Here is a 19,096-nt window from a genome sequence, read left to right as displayed (position 1 = left end):
ACAGATGTATCACACGACCTATACAACGGTGCCGTTGTAACGATTTGTGATTTTAAAGCTGATATGTTCACCCGTGGTCGTCGTGATAACTACATCTCCTCTGACGTTGGTGAAGCGAAATTCTGGTGACGTTGAATAATTTCGATAGACAGCCACTTCCACATTTGCAGCCGGTACATTCAAGAAACTTGAAATTGCCCTGATTCCGTACTCCTCATAAAAATAGATCGGGCCATCGTATTTGTTTTCCCATCGTTCAGCGGACACCAAGTGATGCCCCAACGACATTGCCAGCGGTGAGTTCGTGATCCACGTTCCCGAAGCATCTTGCAAACGCAATGAAAAATTGCCATTTTTTGTACTTTTCTTGGCATCAAGCGTCCACGAAATCCAGTCTGTACCCAGCGTGTCTCTATCCGGCGGATATACCTCTATTGCAAGACTTTCGGCGCTATCGCCTTCCCACACCCAAACCACCGCACATCCGATCAATGGACTTTCCGGCTTCACTCGGACCCTGACAAGGTTATTAGCGCCAAGGCAAGGAAAAGCCGTTTCACCGAGCGCCGTCGAAACGCCGTTGCATTCCATCTCAAACTGACTATCGAGGTCAGAATCAGATAAATGCCCTGGCAACAAACGATCCGGAAGATCTGGGCTCGTCAACTTCAGCATAAACTCGCCAACTGGCCCGGAAACCTCTGCTGAAACGTTCCAACGAATAGGTTCTCCGTCGACCGAATGCAAGGTTTTCAGTTCAGGCTCAAATCTCAAGCCCAACTCCTCAACCCCAGTTACATCTTCCAGCGCCACCTTCGCCCAACCAATCAACCAGCTGTGCTTCCTCACCCTTAATTCCAGGTCATAGGCCAAGGCGCGTGTCAGAATCAGCTTTCCACCGTCGAGGTCCACCTCTTCGCCATTGAGCCAAAGCGTAAACTCCTGCAACCACGTGTTCGAATTCGGAATCGCTGTAAACATCATCCTTCTGGCCTCCCATCCGGCGTAGCCCCCCTTCACATGGGCAAACAACCACCCTTCCCTGATCGGCGGTAACCTGAACGTGACATTGGCCTTGCCGGTGTCATCGGTTTTCGTCGGGGCAATCTTGATGCCCGGATATTCCCACTCCACCTCGATACCCATCAAGGGCTTGCCTGTACGAGCGGAAATCACAACTGCGTGTGCGGAGACCTCCTGCCCCGGATGTCCGCTTGGCGTATCGGCGAGAAGGGCTTCCATCTTGCGAGGCTCATCCATTACGTAATGGAAGTCGACATATTCCAGATCAGCGCCGCCCACTACCGAAGCACAAACTGCGCCTGGACCGGGGAAGTCGGGTATGAAGCTGAACCACGTCGAGCCACGAAAACCGGTGTTCGTAACCACCGGCTCATGCTCCCCTCGTTCCCACTTGACCTGCGCATTTGCCATAGCCCGGCCAGTCAAGGCACTCGTCACCCCCAACTCGCAAACAACGGGCTCGCCCCACTGGACTATCTGAAGCACACCGGAACTCGCTGTGATGTTCGCGGCAATGGCGTGGGAGCCCAATGACATGGGCTGGGGAGGAGACAATTCCAGCAAGCGACTGGCAGCCAATCGGACAGACACGCTGCCGTCCTTGACATCGCCCGCGCTGAACGAGCACTCCAGTCCCTCGCTCGTCCAATTGCGGAACTCACCCAATTGCTCGACGAACTCAAGCTCGAGCTCGCTTGGGTCTGGATGATTCAGGCCAACTGCCAGCGTTTGATGGCGCAACGGATTATTGTCGTCGGCCCGAAGATAAAAGCTGAGGCTCTCGCCGCGCCTCGGAAAAAGAGCGCGTTGCGCCCAAAGCTGATCGGATGAAGCAGTGGTCAGCCGCAGGCTTGTCCATGGGTCGGTCGACAACGTCTTGAGTTTAAAATGCTGTTCGGCTGTTGTTTGATCATAAAGATTGAGCGCAGTAGCACATACGTCACTGGTAGGCGCGGTTTGCGCCGGTGCGTCATACACTGACCAGCCATTTGAACCGGTCGGAGAGTTGACCGGATCTGCACTCCCGACCCGCCATCCAACTTGCGCAGACTCAACCGGTCGATTTTTAAAAGCCGAGTAGAAGCGCGCTTGCACGCGTGCACGCTGGCCCTTGTCCAATATCGGATCAATGGCCGGCCCGCGTGCAGCAACCACTTTGATTTTATTGTGGCCCAGCTTCAATTGGGTACGCGCCGTCAGCTGCTCGTCACCGAACATGACGGTCTCGGTCAACGTCATTTCTGCATCTTCCGAGCTATCGGCAAAATTCAGCTCCCTGCGCGCCCCACCTGCCGTCATGACAATATCGATGGTCAGCGGGGGAACGATCTCCAACCCGGATGGCATCGGTGCAATGGCGGTCTTCACCGCCAATCCGTGCAACGCACTGACCCCGTATGGCATAAGTGCACATTGGTGGCTGGCCCAAAGGCAGGGGTAAAGCGTGTCGGTACCCGGTACGGCCGAAACATGATCAAGCATCACCCGGGTTTCTGTTGCGAGATTGTCACCCAGCAACCGCAGAGGGAATTCACGTGTTTCCGGCACATGCGAACTGGTGAACATCAGACTCGACAGTCCACTGATATCGGTGCCCGAGCCGATTATCCATTCGAGGCCGCTGGCATCCATTGATCGGGTTACACCGGGTAACGGATTCATTGTGAACCCTGGCAAAGGGTCCACTTGCGGGCCCCAATCCAATGCAATCAATTGGTTGATAAAGCCGCTGCCTGCAACGGGATCGATGCGCAGTCTATATGTCCTTCCTCGTCGACAGATCACACCCAGCAGCGCCCTATCAAGCGGCTTCTCGTCCAGAGAGAAGACGACTTGTTCTTTCCAGGCACTGGTTGGCAACGCCTTGACGGAAAAAACATGTTCCGCCACAGGCGCACCCTCGTGGCGCTGGACCCGCGCGGTGATCACGTAAGCACTGGCAATGTCTGGCTGATGATCCACACTCCCCCAGCCATTCATGCCAGTGATGGATCTGACCGTACCGGTCGGCGTCTCAAACTCGACGTCTGCGTTGCTGACAGGCTGTCCATCGCGCCGTTGCACCTGCACCATGCAAGTGACGACGTCGTCTTCATCCTTGACCGGCGACTTGCTTGGCCCCCAGGTCTTACCGATCTGGACTCTGTTGTACGCCAATGACAGGGCATTGCCGGGCGATGCATGCTGCAACCTGGAACAACCAAGGACCCAGTGAAAAAAACCGTCGCGTTTGTCATCGAAATTTGCCGTCCAGAGCACCGTATTGCCGGCGACCGCTGCTGGGTCCCCGAAGGCAGGTTGACAGCTTGCTCCCAGATCCGTTGGCAAATCGCCCTCTCCCCAGACCAGGGAAAAGTCAGCATCGTTTAGAGGATGGCCTGCAGGAATGTCCAGATTGACGAGGAATGGCTCTCCTCGCTCCGGGTAGCGGAGTTTTTCTCCCCAGATAACGGGTAATCCGTTATCAAACCGGGCCCGCAAAGTTTTGAACGGATCGATATCAAACGCTCGCACCTTGAAGGTAAGCGTGGCTTCACCCTTTTCGGACAGAAGACTGGTAACGGAAGCCCTAATCTCGCTCACGTTTGCGTCCGTTGGCGTGTATTGGAAGGACGCTCGACCGTGAGCATCGGTAGACACTCGGTGCAGGATCGTATTCTTCCCATCCCCGGTACTCCAGCAGACTTCTCGTGCTACCGGTGCCTGGGTGTAAAAAGACCGGACTTGAACTTGCAGCTCGACCGATTGGGCATACTCAATGACCGGGTACGTCTGCGCTTCCTTGAGGGCGATCAGCTCCAGCCGATGATGCCCCCAGGAAACCCGCAGCGGGCAAGGTGGCGCCGAGTACTTGCTGTAGATCATCGCCTCCAATTCGCGAGGCTCATCACCTGGCAAATCCGGACAATCCAGCCACCAGGGCCGATCGATCGGCTGGCTTTTACCCATCACTGGCTCACTGGTGATTGCGTCCAACGGATTGTCCACAACCCACAGGCTCGCATCATGCCAAAGGCTTACGGGCTTCACCTCGAAACCCAGCGTATGCCTTTGATTCCCGGTGGCTCCCAGGCAAACAGGAAAAACACTTCCTGACAAGAAGTGGCGATCATCAATGACAACGGCGTCCAGCGCCAACGCAGGCAGATGCAGATTCAGAAAGAACCCGGTCAGGCGAATTTCCGCAGAAGCGTCGTCGCCCGCGATTTGTTTCGGGCTGATCAGATTGATCACAAGTTCATCGCCGGCTTGCAGGCCCAACGTCTCCGGCAGTTCCACTTGCCTCTCGAGCAGATCAACGGTCAACGGATCGGCGTTGTCCAGTCCAGTCTTCGCCGGTAATTCGATATCGAGCTTTTGAGTACTGCCTTTTTTGTTGACCACCACTTGGCCGGCTGATGACGGGTAGGTGTTTTCGTAGAGAAAACGTAAGTGATAACGGGCATCAGCTTGCTGCTCGATCGGCACGATCATCATTTGACGAACCGCCGCCGCATTGGTAAGCGTCATGATCGATACCATTTCGTCACCCCAGCGGTCATGCCTGATGCCGACGCCCCCCGGATTGCTCACATCGTCCCAATGCTCATAGCCTTGCTGCATATCGTGGTTTTTCACGAAATTGTGATCCGTGTCGATCGCTCTCATGTTCATGATTGCTTCTCCTTCGCCTGGATCTTCCCATCCGCCTGATTCACCAGCTCCTGAACCTTTTTGGAAAAAGCCAGATCCCCAACCTTGGCCGTGTAATGGATCTTGATCACAATGTCTGTCAGCGACAAAAGCACCGGTTTTTTCTTCAGAGGCCAGGGAAACCCGATCTGCCAGCGCGACACGGCGCCGGTATTTTCGTATGGCAGGGTCATGCCTTCGTCAGGCCTGAGAGAAATCACACCGGGATCATCCAGTCCGGTGGACAGGCAAACCTGTTGCCCACTGCTTAGATTGATCAGCACATCGGCAGGCGCCACCCCTTCTGCGGAATGCAGATACTCCACCGATTCGAAGGACGGTTTTGTGGCGATGTAGCTGCCGACCTGCAGCAGATTTGCCACGACATTTTCAAAGGGGCCGGTGAGTACCGGCAGCGTGACTTCAATGCGAGCGATCTGTCGGCAATAGTGGTCGTGGTAATCACGATCGAACAGCAGTTGAGTAAATTCGAAATCCAGTGCACCCGTCGTCACCAAGTGATCGAGCGCATCCGCCCAGTCAACAAAGCCGTTTTGCCGGGTTGCCGGGTCGTCGAAAAGCTGTTGCAACGAAACCGTCTTGACGATTTCCTGGCGCCGCTCATGGTGTTGCAGATACTCCGAACGCATGCGTAACAAACCGGCATGCAATGCAGCGCCAGCCGTCAATCCGCGACGCTGGTCGCGCCACACATCAATATTCAGCGCAAAGGCATCGAACTCGCAGGTTTCCGCGCGTAAGGCTGCCTGAGCGCTCAGGCAGACTGCCACAGCAGCGTCATATGCCTGAAAATGCAAGGTCTGCAGCTGCCCCATCAACCACTGATACAACTCCAGATTGGTTGCGCGCGATTGCAAGAACTCAAACAACTTCAACGTCTGAGCGTTGGCCGCGAGGGTATGTTCCAGGTTAATCCTTGCCGCCTTGATGGTCCGCTCCTGGGCGGCGATCTGGGCACTGATCGCGTTTTTTTCCGCAACGGCCTGATTTCGCATCAAAAGCCATTCATGCCGACGGCGACGGTAACTTTCGGAGGTGGCCGTCTTGTTGGCTTTGGCCTGTAACACATCAGCTGCGATCTGGAAGCCGAACCCCACGGCATCGTACATATATCCCGGCTGTTGACCGCCATTGGCGAGACCGAAGATATTGGGAAACGCATGGACGACCGCCCCCCCCATCCTGAAACCGGTGGCCGCGGAGACGAGGCCTGCGCCCACTTCCGCATGATCCAAGACTTTGAATTCATCAGGCGAAATGTGGTTGTCGTACAGATCGGCGTAATGCTGCTCACGCTCTTCTGCCATGCCTCTGCTGTGTTGCAGTGCCGTCAGACTTTCGACTTCACGTGCGATGGATTCCTCCTGCGCCCGACGGGCGAAGTCGCCCAGTTCGGTGAGATGACGCTGTTGCATTTCTTCCTGCTCGACACGGTCCTGTTGCTCGAGCAGGCGCAGCACCTCGCCAGCCAGATCACGCAAGTGCTGCACCATCTGCAACGCGCAATCGAACAATACCGGCCAGCGAAACGCCGCTACCCTCAGTTGTCCGCCCATGGGTCGCACCGGCCCGGCATTGCCAGCGGCCAATCGGTTCAGCAAAGCCATTGGGTCCATGGCGGAGAAAAGAGGAATCGCAGCACGTTTTCCGTCGATTGTCCTGCCATGGCGGATGTTATCGATCCGCTCATCGGGCAGTCGAAAGAAGGTCAGCAGTCGGGGACTAAGCGGTATTTTGAAAGAACTCGTGCCATACACGCCCGGATGCGGAGCGCGCGGGGCACTGACAGGCAACTCCTCAGCTTGCAGCAGCAATGTCTTCTCAAACTCTGCCAGAGCGGGCCGCGTCTCCATCTCTTTGACAAGATCACCGAGTTTTTGCGGTGTCCAGAGATTGATACTGCGCGTATCCGGTTTTGGCCCCATCAGCGATTTGGCCCGGACATACTGCAGCTTGGCAGCGGTCAATGAGTCTTGGGTCATCTGACGAAAAAGCCAGTCGCCCCAAGCCATGATGTTGTTTACATATTCGAAGAAAATAACAATCTGGTAGTGCCGGGGTGAGGAATAGGCAATGGCATCCGGATCCGTCGGCGCGAAGACTTCATAAGCGATATCAGGCTTTGGGGTATCCAACGGCCGGCATTGCCAGTAGGCAGGTCTCGCAGGAATATCGCCTTGCGCCGGTTTGGCTGGAGACCTCGGATCGAATATGTAATGCAGCCAGCGCTGGGCTTGTTCAAAGCGGTTTTCGTCACGCAAGCGGGCGGCAATCAAGTGCGCCAGATGAAAAAACAACTCCCAGAAAAACAGGCCGTTGGCGCTGTCGAACGGGCCATTCGGTTCGGTCTCTTTGTCTGGCAAAGGGGGTTCTTGCGGGAACTGTGTCGCCCGATCCAGCAATGCCCCGATCGACACGCTGGCGCGCAGTACCAGTTCGTGACCGATCAACGTATTGAGCCGAACGTATTTCAGCTTCAGTACATTCGCTGGTTGATTGAATGCCAGAAACTGAGCGCCCTGCGCATCGGTGTCATGGATAAACGGTAGAGGCCCATGATGTCCAAGCGCAGCAGGCACCGTCAGGGTGATGGTTCGCTCACCGAAGCCCTGTCCGCTGTTAGTACCCGTGAGTTTCACGGTAATCGTGCTGTTGTTGAACGCCGGTCTTTTGATTTCCTGCCATGGGGTTGCCCATCCTCCTTTCCTCGGGTAATTGGCAACGAGGGGCTCTGGGTCATCACCGGTATCATTTTGAATGTCCAGCGTGAATTGCACATCCGTGCCGCTGACACGCGGCACATGGGCGCAAAAGCCCTGGACCCAAAGCGAATAGTCCGTGGTATTGCGAACGATATAAGCCTTGATGCCCAGGTACTCTGCCAACGTGCCAACTTGTGTAATCTGGCTGTCAACGGAAGGGAAAAGCGTGGGCTGCATTTTTTGCTGAAGCGTGCGGGAATCGCGAAACAGATGATTGGCCAAGTAATCCATGACAGCGGTTTCGTCCTTTACTTTGCGAAACAGCGAATCACGGGTTTCATAAATCGCGACAGATTGCCGCGACGGTAAACTGGTGCCGGGCTGCGCATTGGTCAAATGCACGGCCAGCCGACCTTTGGGGTACAGGGCATCGATTTCGTCGCGCAGTACGACCGCCACCAGACGACAACCCTTTGAAACGTCCAGATCCGTCTGGAGCAGATGCAAACGAATGGGCGGCGACCAGCTATCGTCCAGTGCTATGAACGCCACCATGACCTCCAGCTCATGGAGTGTTTGCAACTGACCAGCGTTATCGAAAACACCCGCTCGCCACTGAACCCAGACCATGCACGGCCGCCCCTCCCAATAGACCACTCGACAGTCCAGCACACTCACATCGGTGGGAATATCGACCGCTTTCCACTCTCGCCACGCGGTCGGATTGACAGAAGGCGAGTCGACCGCAAGTTCGATTCTCGCCTCACGCCAGAACCAGCCATAAGGTGCAACGCGCTGCCTGCCCACCAGGTAGTAGCGAGTGTTCAGCGGATTTGCACCGTCCAGGTAACCGGTCAAAACGTTCAGGTTGCAGGTTTCTTCAAAGCTGCGCAGGTAGCGTTGCGCGCCTTTGAGCACCGAATCGTCAGTGATCGATGTCTGGTTCACGTGACTCTCAAGTGCCTTGAACAACTCGGATTTACGTATGCGCACATAAGGCGTGATGTAATCCTCCGGTGTGCACCGCAGCAGCATGCTGGCCGACCAGGGACCGTAACTGCCGGCAATGTCCCACTCCTCCAGCAGATCGGGATCAAATTCGCGTTCGTCGAAACCAGGCTCGAGCTTCTGGAACACCGCATGAAGGTAAGCCTGCAGGCAGCTCACTGCTTCCGCCACCCTGGAGGTTTCAATCTCAGCGCTGTTCAGCGGATCGGAGCGCAACCACTCCCATAAATCGTCCGCCGACTGAATTTTCATCGGTAACGGCAGATCCGCCTTGGAATGCTTTGCGTGAAGGCAAAAATCAATCAACGCATCGCGGCGCAGGGCAGACAGTTGACCCGATTGTTCATTGAGCATAACCATCTCCCGTCACTGTTGTTGTTTGCGTGTCGGACACTCGCCGGCGCGAAGGAAGGGTTTCGACAAACGTCACATCCCGGAACGTGGCGGCAGACAGATTTCCTGCCGTCGCCTTGACCTTGACCTTGGCCGCCTCGGTACTGGTGAATGTCACCTCGGTATACCCTCGACTGTCCGAGATGGTTTTGGTCTCAAGCATGATCAACGGTTCAAATGTCCAAATCAGCGAGGCGCCGGATATGGGGTTGTCGTAGTTGTCTCGAACAACGGCGCGGCAGGTCACCGCAGTACCGACCAGCACCGTACCTGCGGGTGAAGGTAAAGAGTTCTCGGGTTTTACCTGAAGTGTGCCCAAATCCGGACCGATCTCGATGTTCGGCGCAGCCACCTCGTCATCCAGGTCGAGCCTGTAAGTGGGAGTTACGGTGCCCATGCGGCCATCCGGGAAAAACTTCACCTTTGCCGTGCCGGTGCTGTCCGTAGTGACCATTGAAGGCTCAAACCGGCCCAGCGCGCTCGCGCAATGAACATTGACGTTCACTCGTGGAACGCCCAGGCGATTATTTACCGTCACGGTAAACTCTGCCGATTCATCAGGTTTGTTGGCGATCAATTTGACGGGATCAGGAACGGTAGTCCAACCGACGACTACATCCACGTCGACGGACCTGATGCCGGCTTCATAAGGCGGCTCGACAACGTTCGTCAGGCTGCTTCTGACGCGGTCTGCCACTTGGGCGTAGAGAGCGTATTCGCTGTCGGCAGGCAACGTCCCGAGTTCGAGAAGGGTCTTGGCATTCTGACCGGTTTTTTTGGCAAGCAAGCACACGCGCGTCAGCACATCCAACTGTGGCATGTTTACGATCAGGCCTTTTGACGGGTTCACATGTGTGGCGCAGGCCTGCACTTCACTCACGCTCCAATTAACCAGTTCGGCCAACCACTTTGCCGCCCGCGCCTGAACCAGCTCAAGACCGTGATTTCCCAGTTGGGCTGGCAGCGCGTTGATTCGGCGCAGATAGTCAATCAGCCTGGCTTCAGGCTGACTGCTCATGGCCAGGGCACGCTTGTAGATCGTCAGGTAGTAAAGCGATGAAAGGTCAAACGCAGCGACTTGTCTTTCACCGAACCATTGGCTGTATCCGGTCGTGATGAAGTAAGTCAGGAATTCACCGCTCAGTTCCAGCATTGCGACCGCGGCGCTGCGTCGTGAGAACTCGGCCAACATCTGCAGAAAAGGATCACTCGGCGGCTCCTCCCGCCGCCGGACAATACTGCTGTCGTTAGCGTCCTGCGGCATTGCGAGCACTTGAGCCAATACGTAATGCACATTCGCGCCGGCCCAGCCAAGCACTTGCAGAACCAGATCAGGCTTCAGACCGCTATACGCGGCCAACTTCTCCTGCACGACAATATTCTGACCGGCGCGGCAACGTAACAGCTCCGCCACAATCAGCTCGACCAGCGCGATATCGAGGCTACCCGTCTCCTGCACCACGGCCCGTCCCGTCATTTCCCGGGCATGGGCTTCATAGTTTTTATCCGCTGATTCAACGAAATCACGAATCAGCCCGTATTCGTCCACCAACGCCACCAGCGCACGCAACCACTGACGATTATTGGACAAGGGAGGGGCGCCAGCCAGTTTCAGCGTGTCTTCCGTCATCAGAACCGCAGGGGCCTGGCGACGCCATTGATCGAACAGTGTGAGTTGCCTGGCATCAGGTTGTGCCGGTGGCCAGGCCGTTGCCTGTTGCACCACCCAGTCCACGGATAACTGAGCGGTGTAAGCCCATTGCACGCAGTCCATCAATGCGTGGATCACGCTGAGTACGTCCGGGGTATCCACCAATTGTTGGCTGTTGATCTGTGGCACGCCGGCCAACGCGTCTACCCATGCCTGACCTCCCATCAGGTTCAGTAACAGGATCGCCTCGATTGATGTGATGCCGAGTAAACGGGGCAGTCTGACCAAGCGATAAAAACTGGAAACAATCGGCAGGCTGAGCTTGAGATGAGTCAGACAATGAGCGGCAGCGACCAGATTGGCAATATAAAAATAAGCTTGCAAATCAATGCCCAGACCCGCGCATAACTGATTGACCGTGAGCAGATCTTCAGCAGTCACCGGGATGATCGGAACAGCTCGATCATCGAGCACCAACGGACGCGTATTGAAAGAAGTGCCATTGAAAATCCGGTCGTATTGCGAACGTTCCGTGCCCCGTCCGAAAACAGAAATCTGCGCAATGAACACGGCGCATTCCTCTGCCGTACAGCCGTACCCTTCGCGCAACTGCTGGAACAGGCCAAGGGCCCGCAGGGTGTCTGGCGTTATCCAGTAGCGAGTCGGGGCGGGCGACGGATGTTCGGCGAGCATTGCCGCGACGATGAGTTGATCGGTTTCATGGTGCTCCAGCCCCAACCAGTCATTGAGTCGCACTATTCGATTGATGCGGTCAATGCGGTCGTCGGTCATGTCCACGAAGCAATTGAGGAAATCTCCTGTGTCAGGGTTACGGATGGTAATGGGTGGATCCGTTGCCTCATGAATGAAAACCGATCCGAAATCCTTGCCGTTCACCAGGGTGTCGCCGTTGCCATAGCCCGGTGCATTTGCAGACAGCGAGGTTGAGAAACCCTCTAATGAAAGCAGTGCCTCAAGACTCGCGGTATCTAGCTTCGCTCTTTCGTTGAAAAGGCTGACATTCGCCAGATCGCCCCCATGCTCCAGCTGGAGACCGAAATATTTCTGGTAGAACTCTGCAGCTCCGTCCGGAAAACAGGCGCTTTCAGTTACCAGGATTCGCTGAGAAGGACTCAGTCGCGATGCCTGAATCAGTGCCGCATCCGACTTGGCACTCCATGGTGCCGAGCGAAGAAAGTACGGATACTGCAAATCGCACAGCCGCACCACATTGCCCACCGACTCGCCATGCCCGTTCATCACCTGATCAAGCGTGACCCAAGGCCAGTGGAAGGGCAGCGCTCTGGGAAAAGCCTGCTCGCTAAGCGCCTTGTCAAGATCCTGAATGGTTCCGAGCGTGTCGGTAATGAAGTTTTCCATGATGTTACTGATCACTTCTACCGACGACACCACGCCATGGACAGCATTGACATCGATCTTCAATCTTTCGAGATCCGTGCGCCGGTCACTCAGTGGAAATCCGCCGTTTGTCACACCGAGCCGGTGCAATGCCCAATGAAACAGGGCGGTCAGATACGCCCCAGGCGAGTGAATGGCCTCGATTGCACCCGGCACGCACAATGTTTCGAAGTTCGGCTTGAACAGCAAACTGTAAGTCGGCCCGTTGTCGAGCCCCCCTCGCGCGACGTCCCTGGCGTCCTTGCCGGTCAATTGATGTTCGATGAAGTGCCTTAGCACCACCGTGGACAAGACATTGAGACGCTGCTGAAACTCGCTGGCCTCTTGCCGGTTCAGAGCATAATCGCGTATCAACCCGTCGATGCCCTTGTGCGCCAGTACGGCGACCGACCCTCCCGCCTCGAAAAAACGTGCCAGTGCCGTCGAAGACGAACGCTTGGGCTTGCGAACCGTTTCAGCGAACATCTTTTGAGCGATTTGAACGGGAGTCTGAGTCATGGTGACGCTCCTGGGGCAAACACGGATGCAAAGTGAACGAACGGTCGAGTTTTCGTTGTTCCTGCACAATATTTGGCAGCATCAGCCGTGCAACGTCTACTGTCATAAATGACAGTAGACATGACCCCCGGTCAGATTAGTGGCGGTTGAGGGGCTTGCGTGGGAGTCTCATCAGGCGACGCCACTTCGAATCGTTTGCTGTCGGCTGGCATGGAGCGTTTCCCCGCGATGATCTGTACGGCCCGAGCCCAGTTCGGGCCTTCAGGCAAACCATACTCAGACGTGCCGGCCCAACTGCCATCAGAGCCGTCCAGGTTTTCGGCCCAGTTCGTCCCCAAGTCATACCACGCACAGACATCAACGCTTGCGTTTGTCCGTGCGTCCCCAGCGAACCCGGGTGTTTGAGACGTCCACGCGCCCTCTGAGGGCGCCGTAAACCGTGGCTCTACGTCAAGCAACTCGAGCTTTCTGGGCGTCGACCATCCCGAGACGTAAATACCATTGCGCTGCTCAGTGACAATGGACAGTCCACCCGCCGTTTCGGGGAGGACAACCTGACAGAACCAGGTAGCGTTCTCCTCGACGACTGCTGTTCCCAACAGTGGTTCGATAGCGGCGGCCAGCGCCACCACGACCGTGTCGCCGGGGTGTCCGAATCCGCAGACATTCAGTAGCTGCCCCACAGCCTCATCAACGCCGGGCGTTTCGATGCGCGCTTTGTCGGGAACGACCGTGATTTCCAGATCATCGGTAAACGGCGATATTTGATCCTTGAAGAACTGTCTGGCTTTTAGCTCGCAGGGGCCCAGCGGTAACGTGACACGGCGTTCGAAATAGCCATCGGCAAAACGCGGATGGATACGAGGCTGCATAGCGTCGCCGAGGTACAACTCGACCTCAGTCCGGTCGAACCCCTTCCCCCGTCGCGCATAGCCCTCAACCATGAAGGTCCGGGGGACGGACGTGCGCGAGAGTGCAAGGTTGAGCGTTGGTGCAAACAGAACCACGTTGAACATGACCGGCTCACCGGCCGACTTAATGTCACCCAGGCTCTGCATGGCGAAAACGGTATGACTCGTGTAATCAAGCTCCGTGAGTTCCACCGTCCAGTTGTCAGCTGTGGCGACCACCTCCCCGAGCACCTCATGGGTCACAAAGTCCAACACCTGAATCAGGCAGCCATCGATCCCGCCCGTGCCGTGCAGCACAGGTAAGTATTCCGTTTGCCCACCGGGTGGTGGAGTAATTACCGGTACGCTCATCGGGACATCGAACGACATGGACACCGGGTGGGAGGTTTGCCCGCCGAAGGTCTGCGTGGCGCTGGCCGTGAACTTGCCCGGGCTGAAGGCTGCCGGCCGCTGGAATGTCCATTTCCCGTCAGTATCGATGTCCGGGACGGGATGGAGATCATCGTTGTCACTGAACGTGATCGTCACCACAGCTCCCGGCCAGCATTGGCCAGAGAACTGCGGAAACAATCCGTTCTCGGCCACTTTCTCGATGACGACCAAAGGTGCTGGTATGACGACGGCAATAGCCGGCACCGATGTCGATGACAGCGTCCCAAACAGTTGCCGGGCGATTACCGAATAAGTACCGGGAGCCCAACGTTCAGATGCTGCACTAGACCAGGTTCCACTTCCCGTCACTTCGACAATGGGCACAATGGGAACGTCAGTGTTGTTCAACCGGACTTCTATTCGGCAAGCCGCCTGTTCAGGCCAGTTCCTGCCCGCTCCCGAGAAGGTGGGGATGCCCTCCGAATTGACGCGATAGCTTAATGTCGGCACAGGCACTGCGACAGTGAAGGTCGCCGCCACTTCCGTCCAGTCCGAATAGATGGGCTGATTGTCGCCGCCTGGGGTGCTTTGTCGCGCGCCAATACTATATTGCGTAGCACTGGGTAACCAATCAGGGAAATCCTTGCTCCATGGATTGCTGTCCACGGTGAACGACTTGATAGGCGTTTCGTTACCTACATAGTGGATATCAAGCGTAAGACCTACGGTTCCAGAACCTTGGACAGTGACCTTCGCATTGCCGTCGACCGTGGCGGAGAGCGACGCAACTCTGTCAGGCCTTATTTTAAATGACCGATAAAAGCTTCGATCGGAGGGCACTCCCAACGTCTGCTCAGCGGCAAGGCGGATTTCCCCGGGGGGGAAACTGGCCGGGATAACGACCGGTACCGTCCAGGCATCGCCTGTTACCGATGGAAGCGTGCCGACCACCACATCAATCAGATCGACATAGATCTTCATGGTGGTCCCGGCCTCGCCTGCGGTTCCGCTGAGCAAGAATGAACGGCTCTGTAAGGATTGGTCGGCAGGCTGGGTAATGACAGGCAAATAAGGCAAAACGGAAACAGGTACGTTGCTGGAGCATTTCGTTTCTCCAGCATATATCTGGACGGCAATCATCGTGAACGGTCCGGCGGGAAGCGGTGTCGTCAGCGGTATGCTCCACTGTCCGTTTCGAACGGTGCCGGTTCCATAGATTGGCGTTCCGTTATTAGCCCTGTAGATATTGATTGTCGCGCCAGTATGGCCCTTACCGGAGATCACCGGTTTGCGCTCTCGTATCACGTCACCCGTTCTTGGTGAGTCAATGACAGGATCCGGAAATTTTATCGTGATAGAGAGTGGGCCACCGAAGATCGTCCCGTTCCAGCCACCGTAGGTTTGTGCAATTGCAATCGGATGGGTCCCTTCCTCCAAGGGATCCGTTGCAGTGACCGACCAATCCCCGGAAGGACCTATCGTGACCCTGGCACCGAGCGCATTTCCTTGGTGGCGAAAGAGCTGAAAAGTAGCCCATGGCAGACCTTTGCCCTCAATCGTCGGGTAATCCGTCTCGAAAACCGTTCCGGGCGGTGTAGTGATAGTCGGTGGGTCTGCGGTAAAAAAGGGAGTGGAGTTGTACCAATCCCACCACTTGTTATCGACATATTTTCTGTAATGAATTTCCCATTGTCCGGCGGCCATGTCGAAATCGGTTGCGTAAGGAAAGCTCCTTGTCTGCCTCGACTGGTATGCTCCGTTTGGGCCATGAAAATCAAATTGTATGATGTGCCATGTGCCAACGTTGGGGATTGCTAGCCCATATCCCCTGAGACGAGAAATGAAGGCTTTGGGTCCAGGAGCTACCAGAGGACGGTCAGTCAAAAAAGGTTTCGCAGGCTCAGTATCGCCTTCGCCACGTCGCTCAATGATTGCGGGGACGCTCTCGGTGTCATCAGCAATTCCAGAAACGCCTTGCAATCCGTCGCGCAGCTCTTGTTTTTCGTCGTCATTTTCTTTGTCCATAATTGACTCCAAGACTATTCCGGGTGGCGATGCTGCAGGTAAAAGTTCGTCAAACCATCTAATGCCTCTCCATTTTTTCCATCACCTGTCAACTCTGACAGTCCCGACCAACGGTAACTATTCCCACACCGCAACATGCTGACGTCCTTCAGCCATTAACACCCGGCTACAGCGGGTTGCGCCGTTGCCTACACGGTGGCTGTTCGCAGGGCGCCTCAGGGCGCGCCGGTTTGTGCACTCCCGGTCGACTAAACCTGCTTACAGCCGCCACCCTTTTCGTTTAGTCGCGAAGAGGTGGATGCCCCAACCATGAGTGTGCAGACAATGATCAAACCAACACCCAATCCTCCGGAAACCGAAGATTCGACTTCCCCCTACGCTTCCCCCGATTCAACCAAGCTTCACGAGGCCACCGAAAAAGCCCTCGACCATTATCTCAAACCCGCCGCCCCGCCTTCGTGCAATTCCGTCGATCGCGGCATGCAGATGTTCATGGTCGCGCCCGACATCAATCCCGAAGCGATGGCGATTCAAACCTACGAAACCTTTTCTTCGGTCAGCATTCTGCTGCTCGACCTGGCGGACAGCCTCGAGGACAAGCCACGGCATCTGGCGATGGCGATTTATCAGTTTAGCGAGATGGGCTTGTTGCTGGCGGAGAAGGCGCTGGATCAGGAGCGGGCGATCGCGGTAGCGTGATGTCAAGATCAAAAGATCGCAGCCTTCGACAGCTCCTACATTTGGAATGCGTTTCCCCTGTAGGAGCTGCCGAAGGCTGCGATCTTTTGCTGTTCAGGCCGAAGCAGGCAACGGCTGAAAACTGAAGTACTGCTTCAGTGCCTCGACCAATTGTCCATACTCCGGCGGTGCCCGTTGCAGGCTGAAGCCGGCGTCATAGTGCTGGGGGGTTGCATCTTCGTGGCACCACAGGCAGCAGGCATTGAGATCGATCACCTGCTGACGGTTCCCATCCATGGGGATTTTCAGGCGCAGATTGAAATCGGCGCCCACCATCATCGGCAACTGGCTGATCAACATCAGCCCGTCCTGGGACAGGTTGCCCAGAAAGCCAATGGGTTTGTCGGTGACGGTGTTGAACACCCTGAGGAAGTACGGCAGCTGATGCCGTTCGATCCGGCGGTCGGTAAACATGCGCAGTTCGCCATGCAAGGCTCCATCACGGAGCCGCACCTTTGCTTCGGAACGTCCCGTACTCGGGCCGCTCTCCCCGCTTCCGGTGTGCCGGTCGCCAAGTCGCCGTCACCTTACCGCTGACCAGTTGCAGGTGTTGCTCCGGATCTCTGCTTGTATGCTGGATCCGGGTTATCTGACTATAGCTGAGCTTGTACACACGGCCAGATTTGTACGGTATCCCTGTCGTCAGAAACGCGTCGGGCGCACCACGGCAGCAGCGCTGCGCGTCGGGTAATGGCCCAGGCTCTGCAAGGTTTCCAGGCGCGCGCGGGCGCGGTAGGCGTATTCGCTGTTCGGGTACGAAGCGATGATGAACTGGTAGGTCTGCACCGCGTCAATGTAGAGCTTCTGCCGTTCCAGGCACTGGCCGCGCATCATCGACACTTCCGGCCACACGTACGGGCGGGCGCGGCTGGCGCGTTCGACCTTGGACAGCTCGAGCATGACCTGCTCGCAATTGCCACGATCATAGGCGCTGTAGGCGTTGTTCAAATGATGGTTCATCGACCAACGGGTGCAGCCCGTGACGGCGAGGACGCTGAGGGCAAGGGCGGCAATGGGCAACAATCGCATGGGGGTTCTCCTGTCTTGTGCTCTGTATCGACCCACCGTCGGAAATCTTCAGGCGCGTTTGTCCCGAAGTTGCCGCGTTCACTAAAGAAAACGATAAGTAGTGCAAACGAACAATGACTACACCCTTCGAGCATAGTAGCCTTCGCTGGCGCTTGAACTCAGGAGTCTTTGCATGTCCGTCCGTCGTACCAAAATCGTCGCTACCCTTGGCCCGGCCAGTAACTCGCCGGAAGTTCTCGAACAGCTGATTCTGGCTGGTCTGGACGTCGCCCGTCTGAACTTCTCCCACGGCACCCCCGACGAGCACAAGGCTCGCGCGAAGCTGGTGCGTGACCTGGCTGCCAAGCACGGCCGCTTTGTCGCCCTGCTCGGTGACCTGCAAGGCCCGAAAATCCGTATCGCCAAATTCGCCAACAAGAAGATCGAGCTGAAGATCGGTGACAAGTTCACCTTCTCCACCAGCCATCCGTTGACCGAAGGCAACCAGCAAGTGGTCGGCATCGACTACCCGGATCTGGTCAAGGACTGCGGCGTGGGCGACGAGCTGCTGCTCGACGACGGCCGTGTGGTGATGCGCGTTGATACGCAGACTGACGACGCCTTGCATTGCACCGTGACCATCGGCGGCCCGCTGTCGGACCACAAAGGCATCAACCGTCGCGGTGGCGGCCTGACTGCGCCGGCCCTGACTGAAAAAGACAAGGCCGACATCAAGCTCGCTGCGGAAATGGAAGTCGACTACCTCGCGGTGTCCTTTCCGCGTGACGCCGCCGACATGGAATACGCCCGTCAACTGCGCGACGAGGCCGGCGGCACTGCCTGGCTGGTGGCGAAGATCGAACGCGCCGAAGCCGTGGCTGACGACGAAACCCTCGACGGCCTGATCAAGGCTTCCGACGCGGTGATGGTTGCCCGTGGTGACCTCGGTGTGGAAATCGGCGACGCCGAGCTGGTGGGCATTCAGAAGAAAATCATTCTGCATGCACGCCGCCACAACAAGGCGGTGATCGTCGCGACCCAGATGATGGAGTCGATGATCCAGAACCCGATGCCGACCCGCGCCGAAGTGTCCGACGTGGCCAACGCCGTGCTCGACTACACCGACGCCGTGATGTTGTCCGCAGAATCCGCCGCTGGCTTGTACCCGCTGGAAGCCGTGCAGGCGATGGCGCGCATCTGCGTCGGCGCTGAAAAGCACCCGACCGGCAAGACCTCCAGCCACCGCATCGGCAAGGAATTCACCCGCTGCGACGAAAGCATCGCGCTGGCGACCATGTACACCGCCAACCACTTCCCGGGCGTCAAAGCGATCATCGCCCTGACCGAAAGTGGCTTCACCCCGCTGATCATGTCGCGTATCCGCTCCTCGGTGCCGATCTACGCGTTCACCCCGCACCGCGAAGCCCAGGCTCGCGCGGCGATGTTCCGCGGCGTCTACACCATCCCGTTCGATCCAGCCTCACTGGAACCGCACGAAGTCAGCCAGAAAGCCATCGACGAACTGACCAAGCGCGGCGTCGTGGAAAAAGGCGACTGGGTCATCCTGACCAAGGGCGACAGCTACCACACCACCGGCGGCACCAACGGCATGAAGATCCTGCATGTCGGTGATCCGCAGGTCTGAGTGATCAGCA

Annotated in this window: 8 protein-coding genes; 2 read left to right on the top strand and 6 right to left on the bottom strand. The window is 56.7% G+C overall.

Annotation, left to right across the window (positions count from 1 at the left end):
* Positions 1-18: 18 nt before the first annotated feature.
* The 4 genes from BLU24_RS07700 to BLU24_RS07685 all read right to left on the bottom strand — a co-directional run bounded on the left by BLU24_RS07700 (position 19) and on the right by BLU24_RS07685 (position 15,695).
* On the bottom strand, positions 19-4,677 hold the full coding sequence (locus BLU24_RS07700; protein ID WP_093098910.1) for a hypothetical protein: 4,659 nt from the start codon (positions 4,675-4,677) through the stop codon (positions 19-21).
* Positions 4,674-8,780: a neuraminidase-like domain-containing protein gene (locus tag BLU24_RS07695; protein ID WP_093098907.1), complete on the bottom strand. Its 4,107-nt coding sequence runs from the start codon at positions 8,778-8,780 to the stop codon at positions 4,674-4,676. The genes BLU24_RS07700 and BLU24_RS07695 overlap by 4 nt, the downstream gene beginning before the upstream one ends.
* A complete protein-coding gene (locus tag BLU24_RS07690) occupies positions 8,770-12,387 on the bottom strand; it encodes a Tc toxin subunit A (RefSeq protein WP_093098904.1) in 3,618 nt (1,205 codons plus the stop codon). The genes BLU24_RS07695 and BLU24_RS07690 overlap by 11 nt, the downstream gene beginning before the upstream one ends.
* Before the next feature lie 131 nt (positions 12,388-12,518).
* Positions 12,519-15,695 carry a hypothetical protein gene (locus BLU24_RS07685; RefSeq protein WP_093098901.1) on the bottom strand — a complete coding sequence of 1,059 codons (3,177 nt, stop codon included), beginning with the start codon at positions 15,693-15,695 and terminating at the stop codon, positions 12,519-12,521.
* A gap of 324 nt (positions 15,696-16,019) precedes the next feature.
* Here BLU24_RS07685 and BLU24_RS07680 point away from each other — a divergent pair, with 324 nt between their 5' ends.
* Positions 16,020-16,394: a DUF6124 family protein gene (locus BLU24_RS07680; protein ID WP_093098898.1), complete on the top strand. Its 375-nt coding sequence runs from the start codon at positions 16,020-16,022 to the stop codon at positions 16,392-16,394.
* Positions 16,395-16,487: 93 nt separating this feature from the next.
* On the opposite strand, the gene BLU24_RS07675 is transcribed toward BLU24_RS07680, so the two are convergent.
* Together BLU24_RS07675 and BLU24_RS07670 are read right to left on the bottom strand one after the other, a co-directional pair.
* Entirely contained in the window at positions 16,488-16,847 is a 360-nt protein-coding gene (locus BLU24_RS07675) for a PilZ domain-containing protein (protein ID WP_093106512.1), read from the bottom strand.
* Positions 16,848-17,075: 228 nt separating this feature from the next.
* Positions 17,076-17,462, bottom strand: a complete 387-nt coding sequence (locus BLU24_RS07670) for a tetratricopeptide repeat protein (protein ID WP_093098895.1) — start codon at positions 17,460-17,462, stop codon at positions 17,076-17,078.
* A 172-nt stretch (positions 17,463-17,634) separates the two neighbouring features.
* On the opposite strand from BLU24_RS07670, the gene pyk reads away from it, so the two are divergent.
* The gene (gene pyk, locus BLU24_RS07665; RefSeq protein WP_090285716.1) at positions 17,635-19,086 is read left to right on the top strand and encodes a pyruvate kinase; all 1,452 of its coding nucleotides are present in this window, start codon (positions 17,635-17,637) and stop codon (positions 19,084-19,086) included.
* The last annotated feature ends 10 nt before the right edge of the window (positions 19,087-19,096 follow it).

The organism is Pseudomonas sp. Z003-0.4C(8344-21) (genome assembly GCF_900104975.1).
In the GTDB taxonomy this organism is placed as follows: domain Bacteria; phylum Pseudomonadota; class Gammaproteobacteria; order Pseudomonadales; family Pseudomonadaceae; genus Aquipseudomonas; species Aquipseudomonas granadensis.
The sequence above is the reverse complement of the archived record's forward strand: the minus strand, read 5'-3'. Positions and strand labels throughout refer to the sequence as shown.